Genomic DNA, 18,726 nt, shown 5'->3' with positions numbered 1-18,726 from the left:
GACGCGCCCGACCGAAGGAAGAATCCATGTCGCAGTCCCCGTCGTCGGCACTCGCCGATCTCCTGCCGGCGAAGCAGCGCCGCAGGCCTCGCATCGGCCTGGTCGCCGGGGGTCTCGGCACCTATTGGCCGCAGTTCCCCGGACTCCTCCCCCAGTTGCAGGAATCCTCCCGCTACGTCTCGGAGAGATTCCAGGCGATGGATGCCGACGTCGTCGACGTCGGATTCATCTCCGACGCCCAGGAGGGCGCGGCGGCGGGCGAGACGCTGCGGACCGCCGACTGCGACCTCATCGTGCTGTTCCTCACGACGTACCTGACATCCTCCATGGTGCTGCCGATCGCCCAGCGCGCCGGCTCGCCCGTTCTCGTGATCGATCTGCAGCCGACCGAGAAGATGGATCACGCCTCGTTCGACACGGGCGCGTGGCTGGCCTACTGCGGGCAGTGCCCGGTACCGGAGGTGGGCAACGTCTTCCGTCGAGCGGGCATCGAGTTCCGATCCGTGTCCGGCTGGTTGCGTCAGGACTCCGCCTGGGCGCGCATCGAGAGGTGGATCAACGCGGCACACATCCGTGCAGCGCTGCGGCACGCCCGGCACGGGCTGATGGGGCACCTGTACCCGGGGATGCTCGACGTCTCGACCGATCTCACCCTGTTGCCGACGACGTTCGGCTCGCACGTCGAAGTACTCGAGTTCGACGACCTGCGCGTGCGGGTCGACGACGTCACCGATGCAGAGGTGCGGGAGCGGATGCAGCTGGCCCAGGAGATCTTCACCCTCGACGAGTCGGTCAAGGACGAGGACTTCGCCTGGGGTGCACGGGTCTCGGTCGGCCTCGACCGGCTCGTCGACGACTTCGACCTCGACTCGCTCGCGTACTACCACCGCGGCTGGGGCGGCGAGCTGCACGAGCGGCTCGGTGCGGGCATGATCCTCGGAGCCTCCCTCCTCACCGCACGCGGCATCCCCGCGACCGGAGAGTACGAACTCCGCACCACGGTCGCTCAGCTCGCCACCCAGGTCATCGGTGCCGGAGGATCGTTCTGCGAGATCCAGGCCCTGAATTTCGACGACGGTGTGGTGGAGATGGGTCACGACGGCCCCGCTCATCTCGCCGTGTCGAGTCGCGATCCGCTCCTTCGCGGCCTCGGGGTCTATCACGGCAAGCGCGGGTGGGGCGTGTCCGTCGAGTTCGACGTGCAGCCCGGTCCGGTGACGCTGCTCGGCCTCGGGCAGGACCGCGACGGATCGCTGTCGTTCGTCGCCTCCACCGGCACCGTCGTTCCCGGTCCGCTGCTCGAGATCGGAAACACGACGAGCCGCGTGGACTTCGGACGGGACCCGGGCGAGTGGGTCGATGCCTGGTCCGCCACCGGCATCGGCCACCACTGGTCGCTCTCCATCGGAGCGCGGGTCGAGGACTACCGCGCGGCGGCTTCGCTGCTCGGCATCGATTTCCGGGAGGTGTGATGCAGCGCGCCTGCTTCCGTCTGAGGGTCCGCCCCGAGCGGATGGCCGAGTACCGCGAGCGGCATGCCGCGGTGTGGCCGGACATGCTGCGCGCACTGGCGCGCAGCGGCTGGACCAACTACTCGCTCTTCCTCGCCCCTGACGGCCTGCTCATCGGATACTTCGAGTCCGACGACGTCGAGGCATCCGTCGCCGCCATGGGCGAGACGGAGATCAACACCCGCTGGCAGGCCGACATGGCCCCCTTCTTCGCGGACGACGGATCAGGTGCCGGCCCTGAATTCCTCCCTTCCGTCTTCCAGCTCGAGCAGCAGCTCGAGACCCTGCCCATCGACGACCCCGAGCGGTCGCACCCGACGCCGTCCGCATCCGGCCTGGAGAACTCATGACGAACCCCACCGCCGCCGCACTCATCGAGCGGTCGAACCGCCTGGGCGCCGACCCCAAGAACACGAACTACGCCGGCGGCAACACCTCGGCGAAGGGCACGGCGACCGACCCGGTGACGGGTCAGCCGGTCGAGCTGCTGTGGGTCAAGGGCTCGGGGGGCGACCTCGGCACCCTCACCGAGCAGGGGCTCGCGGTCCTGCGCCTCGACCGGATGCGCGCCCTCGTCGACGTCTACCCCGGTGTCGACCGGGAAGACGAGATGGTCGCCGCCTTCGACTACTGCCTGCACGGCAAGGGCGGCGCTGCGCCGTCGATCGACACGGCCATGCACGGACTCGTCGACGCCGCCCACGTCGACCACCTGCACCCCGACTCGGGCATCGCGATCGCGACGGCCGCCGACGGTGAGGAGCTCACGTCGACGATCTTCGGCGAGAAAGTCGTGTGGGTGCCGTGGCGGCGCCCCGGGTTCCAGCTCGGACTCGACATCGCGGAGATCAAGGCGGCGAACCCGCGGGCCGTCGGCTGCATCCTCGGCGGCCACGGCATCACCGCGTGGGGCGACACGTCGGAGCAGGCCGAGGCGAACTCCCTCTGGATCATCGACGCCGCCGCGTCGTACATCGCACAGCACGGCAGTGCCGACCCGTTCGGCGGCGTTCGCAGCGGCTACGAGGCGCTCCCCGACGACGCGCGGCGCACGCGCGCGGCGGCGCTCGCCCCGACGATCCGCGGTATCGCCTCGCACGACAAGCCCATGGTCGGCCACTTCACCGACTCCCCCGTGGTGCTCGACTTCCTCGCCTCCGAGCGCGCGCCGGAGCTCGCCGCCCTCGGCACGAGTTGCCCCGATCACTTCCTCCGCACCAAGGTCAAGCCGCTCATCCTCGATCTGCCAGCCACGGCCTCCGCCTCCGAGCAGATCGCGCGGCTGCACGAGCTGCACGAGGAGTATCGCGCCGACTACCAGGCGTACTATGACGCGCACGCGACCTCCGAGTCCCCCGCGATCCGCGGTGCGGACCCCCTCATCGTGCTCGTACCGGGCGTGGGCATGTTCTCGTACGGCGCGAACAAGCAGACCGCCCGCGTGGCCGGCGAGTTCTACGTCAACGCCATCAACGTCATGCAGGGAGCCGAGGCGCTGTCGACGTACTCCCCCATCTCCGACGCCGAGAAGTTCCGCATCGAGTACTGGGCGCTGGAAGAGGCGAAGCTGCAGCGGATGCCGAAGCCGAAGCCGCACCAGGGGCGCATCGCCTTCGTGACCGGCGCTGCCAGCGGCATCGGCAAGGCCATCGCCACGCGACTCGCGGCAGAGGGCGCGTGCGTCGTCGTCGCCGATCTCGACCTGGAGAAGGCGCAGGCCGCCGCGGCGGAGCTCGGCAACACCGATGTCGCGATCGGCATCGCTGCGAATGTCGCGGACGCGGATGCCGTGCAGGCTGCCCTTGACTCAGCGGTGCTCGCGTTCGGCGGCGTCGACCTCGTCGTCAACAACGCGGGTCTTTCGCTGTCGAAGCCGCTGCTCGAGACCACCGAGAAGGACTGGGACCTGCAGCACGACGTCATGGCGAAGGGGTCGTTCCTCGTGTCGAAGGCCGCGGCGCGCGTGCTGATCGATCAGAAGCTCGGCGGAGACATCATCTACATCTCCTCGAAGAACTCCGTCTTCGCCGGCCCGAACAACATCGCCTACTCCGCGACCAAGGCCGACCAGGCGCACCAGGTGCGGCTGCTCGCGGTCGAACTCGGCGAATTCGGCATCCGCGTCAACGGCATCAATCCCGACGGTGTCGTACGCGGCTCCGGCATCTTCGCCTCGGGCTGGGGCGCGAACCGTGCGGCTACCTACGGCGTCGCCGAAGAGGACCTGGGCCAGTTCTACGCCAACCGCACCATCCTCAAGCGCGAGGTCGTGCCCGAGAACGTCGCGGACGCCGTGTTCGTGCTCACCGGCCCCGAGCTCAGTCGCACCACCGGCCTGCACATCCCCGTGGATTCGGGTGTCGCGGCGGCGTTCCTGCGATGACCGTTCGCGCCGTCGCTGCCGTCGACCTGGGCGCCACGAGCGGACGGGTCATGATCGGGCGCATCGGCGACGGGCGGCTCGACCTCGAACTCGTGTCGCGATTCCCGAACGGACCAGTCGAGCGCGAGGACGGTCTGCACTGGGATTTCGATTCCCTCTACGAGAACGTCGTCGCCGGGCTCGCCGAGGCCATTCGCCGGGAACCCGCCATCGAGAGCATCGGCATCGATTCATGGGCGGTCGACTACGGCCTGGTCCGCGCAGGAGAACTGCTCGCAGCACCGTTCCACTACCGCGACGAGCGCACCGCCCGCGGGGTTGCAGAGACGCACGCGGAGGTCCCGTTCGCCGAGCTGTACCGGCGCAACGGCCTGCAGTTCCTCACCTTCAACACGCTGTACCAGTACCGCGCGGATGCGCGCCTGCCGGAGGCGGATGCCGCGCTGCTGATCCCCGATCTGATCGCCTTCCTCCTCACGGGCGTCGCCGTCGCGGAGCGCACGAATGCCTCGACCACGGGCCTGCTCGGCGTCGACACGGGCGAATGGGATGTGGAGCTCGCCGACCTTCTCCGCATTCCGCGCGGCATCCTGCCCCGGCTCGTCGACCCCGGCACTGTGATCGGCGCTCTGCGCCCCGAGATCGCGGAGCGCATCGGCGCCGACCTGCCGGTGATCGCGGTCGGGTCGCATGACACGGCGTCCGCCGTCGCGGCCGTCCCCCTCTCCACGCCCCATTCGGCCTACATCTCCTGCGGCACCTGGGGGCTGGTCGGCGTCGAGCTGACGGAGCCGGTGCTGACGGATGCCGCGCGCGCGGCGAACTTCACGCATGAACGGGGCGTCGACGAACGGTTCCGCTTCCTTCACAACGTCACCGGCCTGTGGCTCCTGAGCGAGACCGTGCGCGCCTGGGAAGCCGCCGACGGCGGCGCGATCGATCTGCCCACCCTGCTCGACGAGGCGTCGGCCGTGCGGGGCGAGGTGCCGCTGTTCGACACGAACGACCCTTCGCTCAGCGCGCCGGGCGACATGCCCGGACGGATCACGGCGCTGCTCGGCGACCGCGCTCCTCGCGAGCGACCGGCCCTCGTTCGCTCGATCGTGGAGTCGATCGCCCAGGCCTTCGCCACCGCCGTGCGCACCGCCGGGACTCTCGCAGGGCGCGGGTCCGACAGCATCCACCTCGTCGGCGGGGGCTCGCTCAACGGACTGCTGTGCCAGGCGACGGCGGACCGCTCCGGCGTGCCCGTTCTGGCCGGCCCCGTCGAAGCGACAGCGCTGGGGAACGTGCTCGTCCAAGCCCGTGCGCTCGGTGGCGCGCCGACGACGCTCGAGGATCTCCGCGCCCTCGTTGCGGCGACCCACCCGCCGGCGCGCTTCGTTCCTCGGGCCTGACTCGCTCATCGCCGAGACCCATCTCGCGCGTCCAGACCCACCGCCATCGACGTCGCTCGCGGTGGGTGCCGGCGCGGCGGGTGGGTCTGAGCGATGCCCCGCCCCGCCCCGGGGCGCCGCGACGGGCTCGAGTCGGACCCCAGCCGCCTCGCGCCCGCCGGATCGCTGTCCCCCGGTCAGAAGTTGAGACGAATGGTCATCCAGGCCGGGACCGGGCGAGCACTTCCGCTCGGCTGCACGACAGGCGAGTAGCACACCTGTCCCTCGCACTTGAGGTAGGTGGATCGCGTCGATGTGCCGCGGAACAGGACCGCGGCCGGGCTCACAGCGACGGATGCTGATCCCCCACCGTCGAGCTCGATCGCGAGCGTGGAGTTGAGCGCCCTCATGACCGCGGTGAGGCTCTGCCGAGTGAAGCCGTCTCGATACCCTCCGCCCTGCAGGATGAGCAGACGATCATTACCACGGTCATACCCGACGGCGATCCGTGTGGTGGAGCTTGCTCTGCTGTCTGGACTGGGGAGGTCGCCGCCCGCCCCGGCGCGGGGAAGCAGAGCCGTCCCCGAGACAGCCGTGAACTGCTCACCCAGCGATTCCAGCTCCTTCGCACGATTCACCGACTCGAGCGAGCTCGGGTCGGAGTTCGTCACCAGCTCGAAGCTGCTCGTCGGACGTGGCCCCCGCGAATTCTCGTCGATGAAGAACAGGGTATCCAGCGGTGCCGACTCGCCCGTCTCATCCTGGTAGAACCCGGCGAGGCCCTCGAAGTAGGGCCCACCGTGCACGGCGGGGTCCTGACTCGAGCCGGGATGGTTGTCGTAGTACATCCCGTACGGTGACGAGCACTTATTGGTGCCCCACTTCGTCCCCGCAGCCTGCGGCCGCACCTCGAAGTAGTTGGCGTTGAGCAGGACGGTGGGCTGATGCATCCGCTCCCAGGCTTCCGCCGGGGTATAGAGCTCTGCGTTCTGATGCTTCCCGGCGACGACCGCGTTGGCGTTGTTCTCACAGCGGAGTTCCTCGCCTTCATGGTCGTCCGGCAGCAGTCCGGGGCGGGGCCGCGGCCGGTCCTTCCGTATCCCCGACGCGTTGGGGATGATGATGACGCTGGCGGTCGTGGCCACGACGCCCTTCTCACCCGACGCGTGCGCCGCCGGGAGCGGGTGGCTCCTGTCTGCCTGGTACACGATGGTGGTGCCGGTGGACTGGCTCTCGAACGCGGCCGTGTTGAATGCGGCGAGAGAGTCGGTGTACGCGACGTCGACCGCCGCGCTGGCCGCGGGGACGGTGATCCCAGAGACGATCGTCACCCCGACGATGACGGTCGCGGCGCACATGACAGGGCGCCTGCGGCGCCGCCTCGACGACACGTTCGTCACAGCGCGATCGGCAGACGGACGGTGTCCACCTTGATGACGGCCTGCCCCCACTCCGCGCCGTCGAACGGGCGCTTCCCGATGACGTGCCCGTCCATGATGATCTCGTAGTCCCCCGGAACGAAGATGGGCAGCGAGAAGTGGTTGGCGAGCTCGTCGCTGTCTGCGCCGCCGACCAGTGCGAAGTCTTTCAGAGTCCGAGAGAACGGGTAGGCGGCAACTGTCGCACCGTCACGGGTGACGACGATGTTGCCTTCGAACGTCCAGTTCCCCGGGAATCCCCGAAGGTGGGCCATGACGGCCGAGAAGAACAGCGTCTTCGCCTCGAAACGCGCGCAGAGGTAGGTCTTCCCAGAGCCGAGCCCCGCGTCGAACTCACGAGAAGACGAGCACGTCGGACGAAGGTCGGCCGACGCTGCCGTCGGTACGGAGAGCACTCCTCCGAGGGCGAGCACAGTGGCGAGGGCGGCGGCAGTAATTTTCTTGCGCATGGCATTTCCTTTCGAAGTTCGGCACTCCGTTGTTTCCCCCCGTGACGTCGGGAGCGCCGGATGAGATGCGTCACAGGTCTATCGGTCGGCCACGGCGTCCGCGGTGGCTATCGGCGCGAGCGTGCGCCCAGGGATGAACTCGCCCCGCAGCCGTTGCCGGCGGGTCGCGATTCCAGGGTCATCGAGCAGGTCGCACATCAGGTCGACGCCGGCTGATGCGACCTCCTCCACCGGGAGTCGGTAGCTGGTGAGTCCGAGGGCCGGCGCCGCGAACGGACCCACGTGATCGCATCCGATCATGGAGATATCCACGGGGACGCGAATCCCGCGAGATTCGGCCAGCGCCATGTAGCGGAGCATGACCGCATCGTTCGCGCACGCGATCGCCGTCGCTCCGTACTCCTGCGCGCGGCGCAGGCCGTCGGCTTCGTCGTGCTCTCGGGTGTACGAGATGCGAGTCACGTCGGCTCCGCTTCTGCGGAGAGCAGTCATCATGGCGGTGGTGCGGATGTGGACGCTGGGTGAGTCGCTGCGGGGCACGTCGTGCACCGCGACTCGGCGGTGGCCAGAGGCTATGATCGCCGCGGCCAGGTCGCGGCCGGCAGCTCGTTCGTCGTACGCGATCCCATGCATCGCCGGCCGGGTGATCGGACTCGCGAGCGAGACCATAGGCACCCGAGCCGACAGCGCAGCGATGTCCGCACCACCGACCGTGGCACTGCAAACGAGGATGCCGCTCACGCGCAATGACAGGAGGGCTTCGATCGCACGGAGCTCCTCCTCCGGCTCGTCGGGATCGACGGCCGTCATCGCCACGATTGACAGCCCCCGCGCGTTCGCCCTGCGCTGCAGTGCGACATGCAGCGCACCGTAGACGGGGTTGCTCGAGTCGCGGAGGATCGCCCCGACGATGACAGGAGCCGCAGAACGCAGGGCCCGAGCATGGGCGTTCACGACGTAGCCCAGGCTCCTCGCCACCTCGATGACGTGTTCGCGGGTGGACGCCGAGGTGTCCGGATCCTCGCGGAGCGCTCGTGAGACTGTCGCCTTCGACACCCCGGCCTCACGGGCGATATCCACGATGGTCACCGGCCGGCGGTCGGCGGTCACCGCTGGACCTGCCGTTCATCGTGGAACCATGCGACCACCGACGCGTCGTCGTGCCGTTTCGCCCGTGGCCAGGTCACGCCGTTCGGGTCGCTGCGTTCCCAGTCGCGAAGATCGGCGAGAAACGCTGTACTGCCGCTCACAGTGAGCCGGGTGACGAGCTCCTCTGGGGTCATGTTCTGGAAGAGGTCGATCGGACGCGACGCGCCGTCGGAGAGGAGCACGACTGCTGCGGCATCCTCGAGCTCCCTCGAACCGTGGATCGCCTCGGAGGCCGCCGAGGGATCTGACGCTGCCACCCAGAAACCGCCGGGCTTGTTGCGATGCGCGCGCATGCGCTCCATGTAGCTCGCGATCTCGTCGAGGTGGCCGGGCGCGTCGATCGGCGACCACGCTCCGGCCGTCAGGAACTCCGCGCCGGCGCTCGCCTCACGTCGATCGGTGATGACCTCCGCGTGTCTGCGCCCGACGATCAGCACCGAACAGTCGGCGAGCACGGCGTACTCGAGTCGACTCGACGAGCCCTCACCCGTTCGCCGAGCCAGCGCGATGGCGGCGGACGGCGTGCCGGGATGAGTGAGATCACATGTGTCCGCGTGCAGGGCGGCGACATCGGCGATCGCAAGGCCGAGCGCGTCCACGAGGGACCGATCCCGGTCTTCGCCGAAACCGAGGGCGGTCGATCCCAGTCGAGTGGCATACCACGCAACTCCGTGGGAGCATCCCGTGCCGAGCTCTGGCGGGCTGCCGGCACCGTCGACCACGACGAAGACGCCGGACGATGCGCCCACCCAGTCCTCGTTCTCGCGCTCGGCGCTTCCGGGCTCGGAGCGTAATTCCACTCTCATGACTCTCCTGATATTTAGCGTCGCCTCGGGGTTGACGAGGTTTGTTAGGAGCCTGAATACTCGGGGCGAGGTTACCGAGAACGTTCTCGGAAAGTCAACAACAAGCGCAGAAGTCGCCCAGTCTCGCAGTCGAGCAGCGTTGCGCCCAATCGGAGGAAAGGACCGCAGTGGTTCGGAAGATCAGATACTCACCGGCTCCGTCTCTGCTCGCCCGCCGCGAGGGCCGACTGGGATACCCGCTGATCGCGCCGACCACGACCCTCCTGTCGATCTTCTATCTCCTGCCTCTCGCTCACACGGTTCTCTACAGCTTCACGGACTGGAACCCCGCCGGATTCTCGGCAGCGCACCCGGTCGGTCTCAGCAACTACGCACGTATCTTCACCGACGCGGAATTCCTGAACGCAGTTCTCGTCACCGTCGTGCTCGTGGCGACGGTCGTGCCGCTCTCCCTGGCGTCGGGACTGGTCCTGGCGGCGATGATGCGATCGCCCTTCCGCGGACGGTCCGCAGTACGAGCGATCCTCTTCCTCCCCTTCATCGCTCCCACCGTCGGCAGCGCTCTCGTCTTCACCTACCTGCTGACACCATTCGGCGGCCTGGCGAATGCGCCCCTACAGCTCTTCGGGCTCCCTCCGGTGCCGTTCCTCAACGCGGCACCGTGGTCGCTCGTCGCCATCGTGCTCTTCACCGTCTGGAGTCAGGTCGGGTTCACCATGATCATCTACTCGTCAGCGCTCGCCGTCATCCCCGAGTCGTACTACGAAGCCGCGACGTTGGACGGCGCCGGGCCTTTCCGGCAGTTCCGCTCGATCTCGTGGCCGTTGGTCGGACCGACCACGACCTTCCTCACCGTCACCGGCACGCTCGGCGCACTGCAGGCCTTCACTCAGATCCACGTCCTCACCCGAGGTGGTCCTGCAGGCTCGTCGACCACCGTCCTCTACTGGATCTACGAACAGGGATTCGTGCGCTTCGACGGCGGCGCCGCGACAGCAGGAGCAGTGGTCCTGCTACTGGCCGGTCTGATGATCGCGTCCGTGCAGTTGAAGCTCTCGACGCGTCGCGACGCTGTGGAGATGCAGTGAGCCGGACGGGCGCCGGTCGGCGCGGCCCCGTCTCGCCCGCGGGGCTGACGCGGGTATCGATCCTCGCACTGGCGGTGGTGTTGGCCGCGGCGCCTTTCCTGTGGATGCTGCTCTCGAGCGTCAAGACCTCGGCTGAGATCGCCGCGTTTCCCCCGACATTCGTGCCGTCGGAATGGGTATGGGAGAACTACGCCACGGTCTTCGAGCGTGCACCGTTCCTCCTCTACTACGGCAACAGTCTGTTGACCACGGCCACGGCGACACTGGGCCAGGTGCTCACGAGCCTCATGGCCGGTTATGCGTTCGCCCGCCTGCAGTTCCCGGGTAGCCGCATCATCTTCGGCATCCTCCTCACCGCTCTCCTCGTCCCCTTCGAGCTGGTCTTCAATCCGCTCGTCGACCTGCTGTCCGGTCTCGGCTGGACGAACACTTACGAAGGGCTGATCATCCCGAACATCCCATCGATACTCGGGGTGTTCCTGTTCCGACAGTTCTTCGTCAATCTGTCGACGGAGATCGAAGAGGCCGCGTCGCTGGACGGCGCCGGAGTGTGGCGCCGATTCTGGACGATCGTCACGCCGATGGCGATGCCGATGATCGGCGCCTTCACGATCCTCTCGTTCACCTACAACTGGAACAACTTCTTCTTCCAGCTGGTCGTGGTCACGAAGTCCGAGCTGTTCACCGTGCAACTCGGACTCGCCATGTTCCGCACCGCGGACAGTGCGTCCGGCTTCAACGTCCTGATGGCGGCGTCGACGCTGGCGATCGTCCCCGTGCTCGTCGTCTATCTCGTCCTGCAGAAGCAGATCCTGAACGCCGTGTCAGGCCAACTCCGGTGACCCGTCCTCACGCCGCCATGTCCCACACCCTCGAAAGGAAACATCACATGCTCCCTCGCCCCCTCCTCCGCAGCACCGCAGCGACCGCTGCCATCCTCATGCTCGCCGGGACGACCGCCTGCTCGACACAGGCCGCCGAATCACAATCCGGAAAATCGACGACGATCACACTCTGGGACCAGAAGGGAGGGGATGCATCGGCGGTACTCGACGATCTGATCGAGGAATTCAACGGGTCGCAGAAGGAGTACGTGGTGAAGCGCCAGTTCATCGCGGGAACCGCCGATCAATTCGCGTCGCAGATCCAGAACGCGATCCGCACGAAGGACACACCGAACATCGTCTTCGGCGACAGCAATGCCTCGCGCATCGGCGCTCTCCTCGAGTCCGAGGCGGTGGTCGATCTCACGCCCTACTTCGGTGAGGGGGATCACCCCGTGGAGAAGAAGGACATCTTCCCGGGGATGCTGGAGCCGAGTACCTTCGACGGCTCCGTCTACTCTCTCCCTACCGACGGCGGCGCCTACGCACTCATCTACAACACGAAGGCGTTCAGTGCTGCCGGAATCGAGCCGCCACGGACATGGGGCGAGGTCGCCGAGGCGTCAGCGACGCTCACCTCGGACGGGAAGTACGGCATCTACCTGCCGATCGGCCCCGGGGAGTGGACCTCCTTCACGTGGCAGTCGATGCTGTGGAGCGCGGGTGGCGAGTTCCTCAGTGAGGACAACACGTCGGCGGAGTTCGCCAGCCCCGCAGGGGTGGAAGCCCTGACGACCTGGACGGATCTCGTCAAGGACGGCCACGCGTACCCGTCGAGCCTCGATGACGATACCCAGCAGACCGGGATCCCCGGGTTCATCGCGGGACAGGTGCAGATGTTCATCGGTCGCCCCGCAGACCTCGCCATCTTGGACGAGGCACTGGGCGAGGGCGTAGCCGAAGTCGTCGCCTTCCCCGAACTGAAGCAGCCGGCGATGAACACCGGCACGAACGTCTCCTACATCCTCGAAAGCTCCGACGAGGAGAAGGATGCCGCGTGGGCATTCCTCTCGTGGGCCTTGCAGCCGGACCAGCAGGCGGAGTGGGCGATCGGGACCGGCTACCTTCCCACCAGTGCGCGTACTGCGGAGAGCGCCGCCTGGCAGCAGCACGTCGATCGCGACCCGCGGATCTCGGCCTTCTCGGACCAGCTCGACTACGCTCGCGCGCGCCCGGCGATTCCCGAGTACGCGGCAGTGAGCAGTGCTCTGGCGCGGCAGATCGAGAAAGCGATGCTGCAGCAGGTGTCACCGAAAGCCGCCCTCGACGCTGCGGCCGACGAAGCCGACGCAGCACTCTCGAAGTGAGCCGTTCGCCGGACCCCAGAAGTGCCATCGTACGCAGCGACGTGACCAGACGAGGTCGGGAGTGGGATCGGGAGCAATGGGCGAACATCGCGATCGCGCGTGCCGCTCACGAGGTGGCTGAAGGCGACCTGGAACAGGCGGCAGAGTGGTTCGAACGAGCGTCTGCCGTGGCGCCGGGAGCCGTCGATGCACTCGCCTTCCGCGCCGCGATGCTGCGGGCACTTTGTTCGGCGGACGAGGCGGGCGCGTGGTTGCGTCTTCGTTCCGCCTCCGAGAGCATCGCCGATCTCGCTCTCTCGACGGTGCAGGCAGTGGATGAATACGCGGTCGAGCAGCGAGGCGCAAGCGACGGCGCGGATCTGATCATGGTGCTGGGATTCCGGTTGACGAACGACGGTCGCGCCTCGCAGAGGCTGCTGCGCCGCCTCGAGGTGACGTCGCGGCTCGCGACGGATCTTCCCGATGCGAAAGTACTCGTCTCGGGCGGAGCCGTGGGTCTGACCGCTGTCAGCGAGGCGTCTGTCATGGCGAGGCGTCTGCGACAACTCGGCGTGGCCTCAGAGCGGGTCCTGATTGAGCGCCACTCGCGGGACACACTCGAGAACATCCAGTACGGGCGCCAGTTCGCCGCAGACGAGAACGCACGATCCGTGATCGTGGTCTCCGATGAACCGCATCTCACCCGGGCGACGTCCCTGCTTCGCCTGACCGGAGAGTTCGAGAAGGTGTCTCCTGTCAGCAGCGCACCGCACCGAGCTTTCACTGCGGTCGAGCGGTCGGCCACATACCGCGATGCTCTGCGTCTCAGAGGCTTCCGGCTGCACGCGGAGCGGACCCCCGACCTGGAAGCGCGATTCGTCGAGATCGACGGGGTCGACGCCTCCGTCACCTGTGACACCGCCCAGTGAATCTCGACATCGAGTGGCTGAGAGCCAGCACGCTGACAGAGATCACACTCTTGGCGCTCGCCTTCGTCCTCTCCTCGATGATCGGGCTGGAACGTCATCGAAATCTCAAGAGCGCGGGATTGCGCACCCACGCATTGGTCGGCGTCGGTTCAGCCGTCTTCACGCTGGTCTCTGCCTACGGCTTCAGCAGCGTGGCAGCACCCGACGCAATCGTGGACCCCTCTCGAATCGCCGCCCAGGTGGTGTCGGGGATCGGATTTCTCGGCGCCGGGGTGATATTCGTCAGGCAGAACTCCGTCGCCGGTCTCACAACGGCCGCGTCGATCTGGATGACCGCCTCGATAGGGATGGCCTGCGGCGCCGGCTCGCCATCGCTCGCCATCGCGGGCACCGCCATCCACCTGTTCGCGGTCTGGGCTCTGCGCAAGCTCGGAAACAGGCTCCGACCGTCCACGACATCCGCAGTGACGACAGTGCGCGTCCGTTATCGGGAGGGCAGAGGAGCACTTCGTACGGTCCTCGGGATCTCGGCAGCATCCGGCTTCGAAGCCATCGTGTCAGAAGTCCGCGAGGTGGCGCGCGGTACGACGAAGGCTCCGCGACGAGAAGTGCTGTTGACGCTGCGGTCGGAGGGGGGATCGGACCCGCTCGACCTCGTCGAGATCCTGTCGGATGTTCCTGGCGTCGACTCGATCCGCTTCGTCGGAGAAAGGCCGTGACCTATGATCAGGTCGCTCTCCGAGGTCGATGAAGCTGGTGTGCTGCCCATCCGCCACGAAGCGGAAGCGTGCGGACCTCCGGAGCCCGCTCGTTCAGCGACCGGTCAGCGGACGTTGCCGTTGGAGCAGGTCTGCTGAGCGGCTGAGTTGCCCTTGATCGAATCCGGGAGGGCGACGACGCCGGGGTCTCCGGTCGCCGGCGCTGTCGCCGTCGGATCGGGCACGGCGGGGGTCTCGGGAGTCGGGTCCGTCACGACGACACCGTCATTGGCGGTGTTCTCGTGCGTCACCACCAGCTGGGCGTTCTGGTTGATCGCGTCCCACATCGCCTCGGCGGCCGACTTGTTCGCGACGACCTTGTTCGGGTTGTCGGCGTCGGTGCCCGTGGGGTACTGGAGGAAGACGATGTCCTCGAACGGCACCGACTTCACGGCGAGCGCGATCTGGGCGATCATCGTCGGGTTGGCGAGGGACGTGCTGGTCTCCATGTTGCTGAGGCCGGTGTTGGCGAGCTTCAGCATCGTCGGGAAGTTCCCGAGGGTGTCGCTGCTGATCAGCTTGCGCACAAGGCTCGACATGTACTGCTGCTGGTTGCCGATGCGTCCGAGGTCGCTTCCGTCGCCGACCCCGTGGCGGGTGCGGAGGAACTGCAGCGCCTCGAGCCCCTGGACGGTGTGGGTGCCCGCAGTCATGTCGAGCCCGGTGTACCTGTCCTTGATCGGGTTCGCGAGACAGACCTCGACGCCGCCGATCGCGTTGGTGATCTCGATCACACCGCCGAAGGTCACGGACGCGGCGAACTGGATCTCCTGCCCCGTCAGCTGCGTGATGGTCTTGGCGACGCAGTTCAGGCCGCCGTCGGTGTACGCCGTGTTGAGCGGCTGCTTGCTCATCGCCGAGTGAGTGTTGCCCTCGTCGTCTTCGCAGGCGGGGATGCCGAGCATGAGGTCGCGAGGAAAGCTCACCACCGTGATGCGGCGGGGCTCCTCCGAGACGTGCACCAGCAGATTCACGTCGTTGAGGGTGCCCTCGGAGTCGGCCCCCTCGCAGCGTGCTCCGAAGTACTGCGCGTAGGCCTCCTCGCACGTGTCGACACCGGTGAGGAGCAGGTTGAACCCGCCCTCGTACTCACCGATGTCCGGAGGCAGCTGGTCGGTGCCCTCGAGTTCGACCGCGTTCGCCGTCACCGTGCTGGACAGGTCGTAGACGACGTATGCGGCGACCCCGAGCCCGCTCACCAGGACGACGGCGAGACCGATGGCGATGAACTTCAGGAGTTGGCTGACCGCACCGGGAGTGCGCTGCTGACCGTGTCGTGCGAGGGTACGACGGCGGCGGGTGTGGGGACTCACTCGTGGCCTTTCGGTTCAGCGTCTCGGTGCGCGGCACCGTGCTTCGAAGCGGAGGGTGTGGGATTCGAACCCACGAGACATCTCTGCCCACTGGTTTTCAAGACCAGCTCCATCGGCCGCTCGGACAACCCTCCCGACAGACGAATCCGCCGACAAGCCGTGAGTCTAGCCGAGTTCTATTCTCCTGCGCTGACCTGGGCGGCTGCTGGAAGCGTGTTCAACGCATCGGCGAGTCCGCCTGCGTCGACCTCGGCCGTGGTCTCCCCCGCGGCGGCCTTCACCTCGGCGGGCGCCTGCCCCATCGCGACGGCCCGTCCGCCGAGCTCGCGAGCCCACTCGAACATGCCGATGTCGTTGCGTCCGTCACCGGCGACGAGCACGCGGTCGCCCTCGAATCCGAGCTCGGTGCGCACGCGTTCGAGCGCCGTGCCCTTGTCGACGCCCTGCGGGGCGATGTCGAGCCACGCGGTCCACCCGATCGCATACGACACCTCATTCAGTCCGGCGTCGGCGACGAGACGGTGGAAATCCTCCTCATCGTGTCCGGGTGACACGACGACGACCCGCGACACCGGTTCGGCGACGAGCTCCTCGAACCCGACCTGCCGGCCGCCGTCGAGGGTCCAGTCGTCGAGGTGCTCGGTGTACAGGCGCTGGCCGGAGGCGAGCTCCACCATGTACCGCGCTTCGGGGAGGCGTTCCCGCAACAGAGCGAGCACCGGCGACGCGTCGAAGGTCTCGATGTGCCAGCGCTCCCACTCATCGCCGACACGGCGCATCGTCACAGCGCCGTTCGAGCACACGACGTACGCCGGTGTGAGCCCGAGCAGGTCGACGTATCGTTCGGTGGCGCTCCAGCTGCGGCCGGTCGCGATGGTCACCTCGTGCCCACCGTCGCGGAGGCGCGTGACGGCCTCCGGCACACCGGGACTCATCGACTCGTCTTCGAGAAGGATCGTGCCGTCGACGTCGAGACCGACGAGCCAGGAGGTCATGCGGTGGGCTCCAGCACCTCGAGGCCCCCGAGGTACGGGCGCAGCACCTCGGGCACGCGGACCGATCCGTCGGCCTGCTGGTGCGTCTCGAGCAGCGCCACGATCCACCGGGTGGTCGCGAGCGTGCCGTTCAGCGTCGCGACGGGCTGGGTCTTCGCCTGCTGACGGTCCTCAGCCGCCGGCCGGTGCCTCACGTCGAGGCGGCGAGCCTGGTAGGTGGTGCAGTTCGACGTGGAGGTGAGTTCGCGGAACACGCCCTGCGTTGGCACCCAGGCCTCGATGTCGTACTTGCGCGCGGCGCTGGAGCCGAGATCTCCGGCGGCGACGTCGATCACCCGGTACGCGAGACCCAGCGAGGTCAGCATCTCCTCCTGCAGCGCGACGAGTCGCAGGTGCTCGGCCTCCGCCTCCTCGGGAGTCGTGTAGACGAACATCTCGAGCTTGTTGAACTGGTGGACGCGGATGATGCCGCGCGTGTCCTTACCGTGCGACCCGGCCTCACGCCGGTAGCAGGTCGACCAGCCGGCGTAGCGGAGAGGGCCGTGGCCGAGGTCGACGATCTCGTCCTTGTGGTAGCCGGCGAGCGCGACCTCGCTGGTGCCGACGAGATACAGATCGTCATCCTTGTCGAGGTGGTAGACCTCGTCGGCGTGCTCTCCGAGGAAACCCGTGCCCTGCATGATCTCCGGGCGAACGAGCGTCGGCGTGATCAGCGGGACGAAATCGTTCTGCAGAGCCTTGTCGAGGGCGAGGTTCATGAGCGCGATCTCGAGGCGCGCGCCGATCCCCCGGAGGAAGTAGAACCGGGCCCCTGCGACCTTGGCGCCGCGCTCCATGTCGATCGCACCGAGGATCTCGCCGATCGCGAGGTGGTCGCGGGGTTCGAAGTCGAACGTCGGCACATCGCCGACGCGGCGCAGCTCGACGAAGTCCGCCTCTCCGCCGGCGGGCACACCGTCCATGACGACGTTCTCGATGCGCGCGAGCGCCTCTGCCGCTTTCTCGGACGCCTCGTTCGACGCCTGTTGCGCCTGCTTGACGCGGTCGGCGAGGTCTTTGGCCTGCGCGACGAGCGCGGCCTTCTCCTCCTTCGGCGCCTTCGCGACCTGCTTGCCGAACGCGTTCTGCTCGGCCCGGAGCTCCTCGAAGGCGGCGAGCGCCGCCCTACGCGATCGGTCGGCCTCGAGTGCGGCGTCGACGGTGCCCTGGTCGTTGCCACGGGCGGCCTGAGAACGGCGGACGATCTCCGGGTTTTCGCGGAGGAGTGCGAGGTCGATCATCCACCAAGTCTATGGCGAGTCCCGGGCGCGTCAGCGCGGCGGGAGGCCGCTCACCACGGCGTTAGAGTAGCGCCATGACGATGAGCTCCCCGGCCCGGCGACAGGCCGCTCTCGTCTACAACCCCATCAAGGTCGCCGAGAAGGATCTCCGCGCTCGCGTGCGCGACCTGTCGCGAGAGGCGGGATGGGAGCACCCCGCCTTCTACCCCACGACGGTTCAGGATGCCGGTCAGCGGGCGACCGCTCAGGCGCTCGAGCGCGGTGTCGACGTCATCCTCGTGGCCGGCGGCGACGGCACGGTGCGCGCCGTGTCGGAGACGATCGCGAACACTGGCGTCCCGCTCGCCATCCTGCCGAGCGGGACGGGCAATCTCCTCGCTCGTAATCTCGGACTCCCGCTCGCCGGACCGGACGACATGATCAGGGCGGCGCTGGGCGACTTCCGGCATCCGATCGACATCGGGTGGGCGCGACTGACTCGTGAGAACGGCGACGAGGAGGAGCACGCGTACGTCGTGCTCGCCGGCATCGGCCTCGACGCCGACATGATCGCGAACACCCGTCCCGACCTCAAGCGCTCGGTGGGATGGATCGCCTACGTCGACGGCGCTGCGCGCTCGCTCGTGACGGCCGAGCCGTTCCGCGCGGTGTTCCAGGTCGACGACGGGCGACTGCACACGACGAAGGTGCACAGCATCCTCTTCGCGAACTGCGGCACGCTGCCGGCCGGTATTGCGCTGATCCCCGACGCATCGATCACGGATGCCACGCTCGACCTCGCGGTGATCCAGCCGACCGGCGTGCTGGGGTGGCTGGGCGTCTGGCGCAAGATCTGGTGGGACAACTCGGTGCTCCGGCGGTTCCGCGCCGGGCGACGCGTGCTCGATCGTCGAGGCAGGGATGCCTCCGTGCACTACTTCCGGGGCACCATCGCTGAAGCGGCCGCCAACCGACCCACGCCGATCGAGCTCGACGGCGACGAGTTCGGCACCGCTGTCCGCATCACCTGTCGAGTCGACCCGGGGGCACTGCTGCTGGCGCTGCCGGCCGGCCACCCCGTGTCATCGCTCTGACGCGCGC

Annotated in this window: 17 protein-coding genes and 1 tRNA gene; 10 read left to right on the top strand and 8 right to left on the bottom strand. The window is 67.7% G+C overall.

Annotation, left to right across the window (positions count from 1 at the left end; all coding sequences use genetic code 11):
• Positions 1–26: 26 nt before the first annotated feature.
• From FSY98_RS11215 to FSY98_RS11200, 4 genes are read left to right on the top strand one after another with little or no spacing between them, the layout of a single operon-like run.
• Positions 27–1,472, top strand: coding sequence for an L-fucose/L-arabinose isomerase family protein (locus FSY98_RS11215; protein WP_144876769.1), 1,446 nt, complete (start codon positions 27–29; stop codon positions 1,470–1,472).
• Positions 1,472–1,861, top strand: coding sequence for an L-rhamnose mutarotase (locus FSY98_RS11210; RefSeq protein ID WP_144876768.1), 390 nt, complete (start codon positions 1,472–1,474; stop codon positions 1,859–1,861). The genes FSY98_RS11215 and FSY98_RS11210 overlap by 1 nt, the downstream gene beginning before the upstream one ends.
• On the top strand, positions 1,858–3,894 hold the full coding sequence (locus FSY98_RS11205) for a bifunctional aldolase/short-chain dehydrogenase (protein WP_144876767.1): 2,037 nt from the start codon (positions 1,858–1,860) through the stop codon (positions 3,892–3,894). The genes FSY98_RS11210 and FSY98_RS11205 overlap by 4 nt, the downstream gene beginning before the upstream one ends.
• Positions 3,891–5,291: a rhamnulokinase family protein gene (locus FSY98_RS11200; protein ID WP_144876766.1), complete on the top strand. Its 1,401-nt coding sequence runs from the start codon at positions 3,891–3,893 to the stop codon at positions 5,289–5,291. The genes FSY98_RS11205 and FSY98_RS11200 overlap by 4 nt, the downstream gene beginning before the upstream one ends.
• Positions 5,292–5,467: 176 nt before the next feature.
• Here FSY98_RS11200 and FSY98_RS11195 read toward each other — a convergent pair whose 3' ends face one another.
• The 4 genes from FSY98_RS11195 to FSY98_RS11180 form a co-directional block, all read right to left on the bottom strand.
• Entirely contained in the window at positions 5,468–6,628 is a 1,161-nt protein-coding gene (locus FSY98_RS11195; RefSeq protein ID WP_144876765.1) for a phosphodiester glycosidase family protein, read from the bottom strand.
• Between the two features lie 38 nt (positions 6,629–6,666).
• Positions 6,667–7,158 (bottom strand): hypothetical protein, encoded by a 492-nt coding sequence (locus tag FSY98_RS11190; RefSeq protein ID WP_144876764.1) that lies wholly within the window; start codon positions 7,156–7,158, stop codon positions 6,667–6,669.
• A 78-nt stretch (positions 7,159–7,236) separates the two neighbouring features.
• Positions 7,237–8,247, bottom strand: coding sequence for a LacI family DNA-binding transcriptional regulator (locus FSY98_RS11185; RefSeq protein WP_186307657.1), 1,011 nt, complete (start codon positions 8,245–8,247; stop codon positions 7,237–7,239).
• A 17-nt stretch (positions 8,248–8,264) separates the two neighbouring features.
• Complete coding sequence (locus FSY98_RS11180) at positions 8,265–9,113, bottom strand: protein phosphatase 2C domain-containing protein (protein ID WP_144876762.1); 849 nt, start codon at positions 9,111–9,113, stop codon at positions 8,265–8,267.
• A 167-nt stretch (positions 9,114–9,280) separates the two neighbouring features.
• On the opposite strand from FSY98_RS11180, the gene FSY98_RS11175 reads away from it, so the two are divergent.
• Genes FSY98_RS11175 through FSY98_RS11155 form a run of 5 tightly spaced genes read left to right on the top strand, consistent with a single transcriptional unit; the run spans position 9,281 to position 14,019 of the window.
• Complete coding sequence (locus FSY98_RS11175) at positions 9,281–10,201, top strand: carbohydrate ABC transporter permease (RefSeq protein WP_144876761.1); 921 nt, start codon at positions 9,281–9,283, stop codon at positions 10,199–10,201.
• A complete protein-coding gene (locus tag FSY98_RS11170) occupies positions 10,198–11,043 on the top strand; it encodes a carbohydrate ABC transporter permease (protein WP_144876760.1) in 846 nt (281 codons plus the stop codon). The genes FSY98_RS11175 and FSY98_RS11170 overlap by 4 nt, the downstream gene beginning before the upstream one ends.
• Positions 11,044–11,090: 47 nt before the next feature.
• Entirely contained in the window at positions 11,091–12,392 is a 1,302-nt protein-coding gene (locus FSY98_RS11165; protein ID WP_186307656.1) for an ABC transporter substrate-binding protein, read from the top strand.
• Positions 12,393–12,433: 41 nt separating this feature from the next.
• Positions 12,434–13,300, top strand: a complete 867-nt coding sequence (locus FSY98_RS11160; protein WP_144876758.1) for a YdcF family protein — start codon at positions 12,434–12,436, stop codon at positions 13,298–13,300.
• Entirely contained in the window at positions 13,297–14,019 is a 723-nt protein-coding gene (locus FSY98_RS11155) for an MgtC/SapB family protein (protein ID WP_260857378.1), read from the top strand. Before FSY98_RS11160 ends, FSY98_RS11155 begins: the two co-directional genes overlap by 4 nt.
• A gap of 104 nt (positions 14,020–14,123) precedes the next feature.
• On the opposite strand, the gene FSY98_RS11150 is transcribed toward FSY98_RS11155, so the two are convergent.
• The 4 genes from FSY98_RS11150 to serS form a co-directional block, all read right to left on the bottom strand.
• The gene (locus FSY98_RS11150; protein WP_144876757.1) at positions 14,124–15,371 is read right to left on the bottom strand and encodes an LCP family protein; all 1,248 of its coding nucleotides are present in this window, start codon (positions 15,369–15,371) and stop codon (positions 14,124–14,126) included.
• Between the two features lie 49 nt (positions 15,372–15,420).
• Positions 15,421–15,505 (bottom strand) — tRNA-Ser (locus tag FSY98_RS11145).
• Between the two features lie 42 nt (positions 15,506–15,547).
• Positions 15,548–16,366 carry an HAD family hydrolase gene (locus FSY98_RS11140; protein ID WP_144876756.1) on the bottom strand — a complete coding sequence of 273 codons (819 nt, stop codon included), beginning with the start codon at positions 16,364–16,366 and terminating at the stop codon, positions 15,548–15,550.
• Positions 16,363–17,646, bottom strand: a complete 1,284-nt coding sequence (serS, locus tag FSY98_RS11135) for a serine--tRNA ligase (RefSeq protein WP_144876755.1) — start codon at positions 17,644–17,646, stop codon at positions 16,363–16,365. Before serS ends, FSY98_RS11140 begins: the two co-directional genes overlap by 4 nt.
• 74 nt (positions 17,647–17,720) lie before the next feature.
• On the opposite strand from serS, the gene FSY98_RS11130 reads away from it, so the two are divergent.
• A complete protein-coding gene (locus FSY98_RS11130; protein WP_144876754.1) occupies positions 17,721–18,719 on the top strand; it encodes a diacylglycerol kinase family protein in 999 nt (332 codons plus the stop codon).
• Positions 18,720–18,726 lie beyond the last annotated feature (7 nt).

The organism is Microbacterium sp. 1.5R (assembly GCF_007667425.1).
GTDB lineage: Bacteria > Actinomycetota > Actinomycetes > Actinomycetales > Microbacteriaceae > Microbacterium.
Note: the sequence above shows the minus strand (reverse complement) of the source record. Positions and strands in the feature narration are given on the sequence as shown.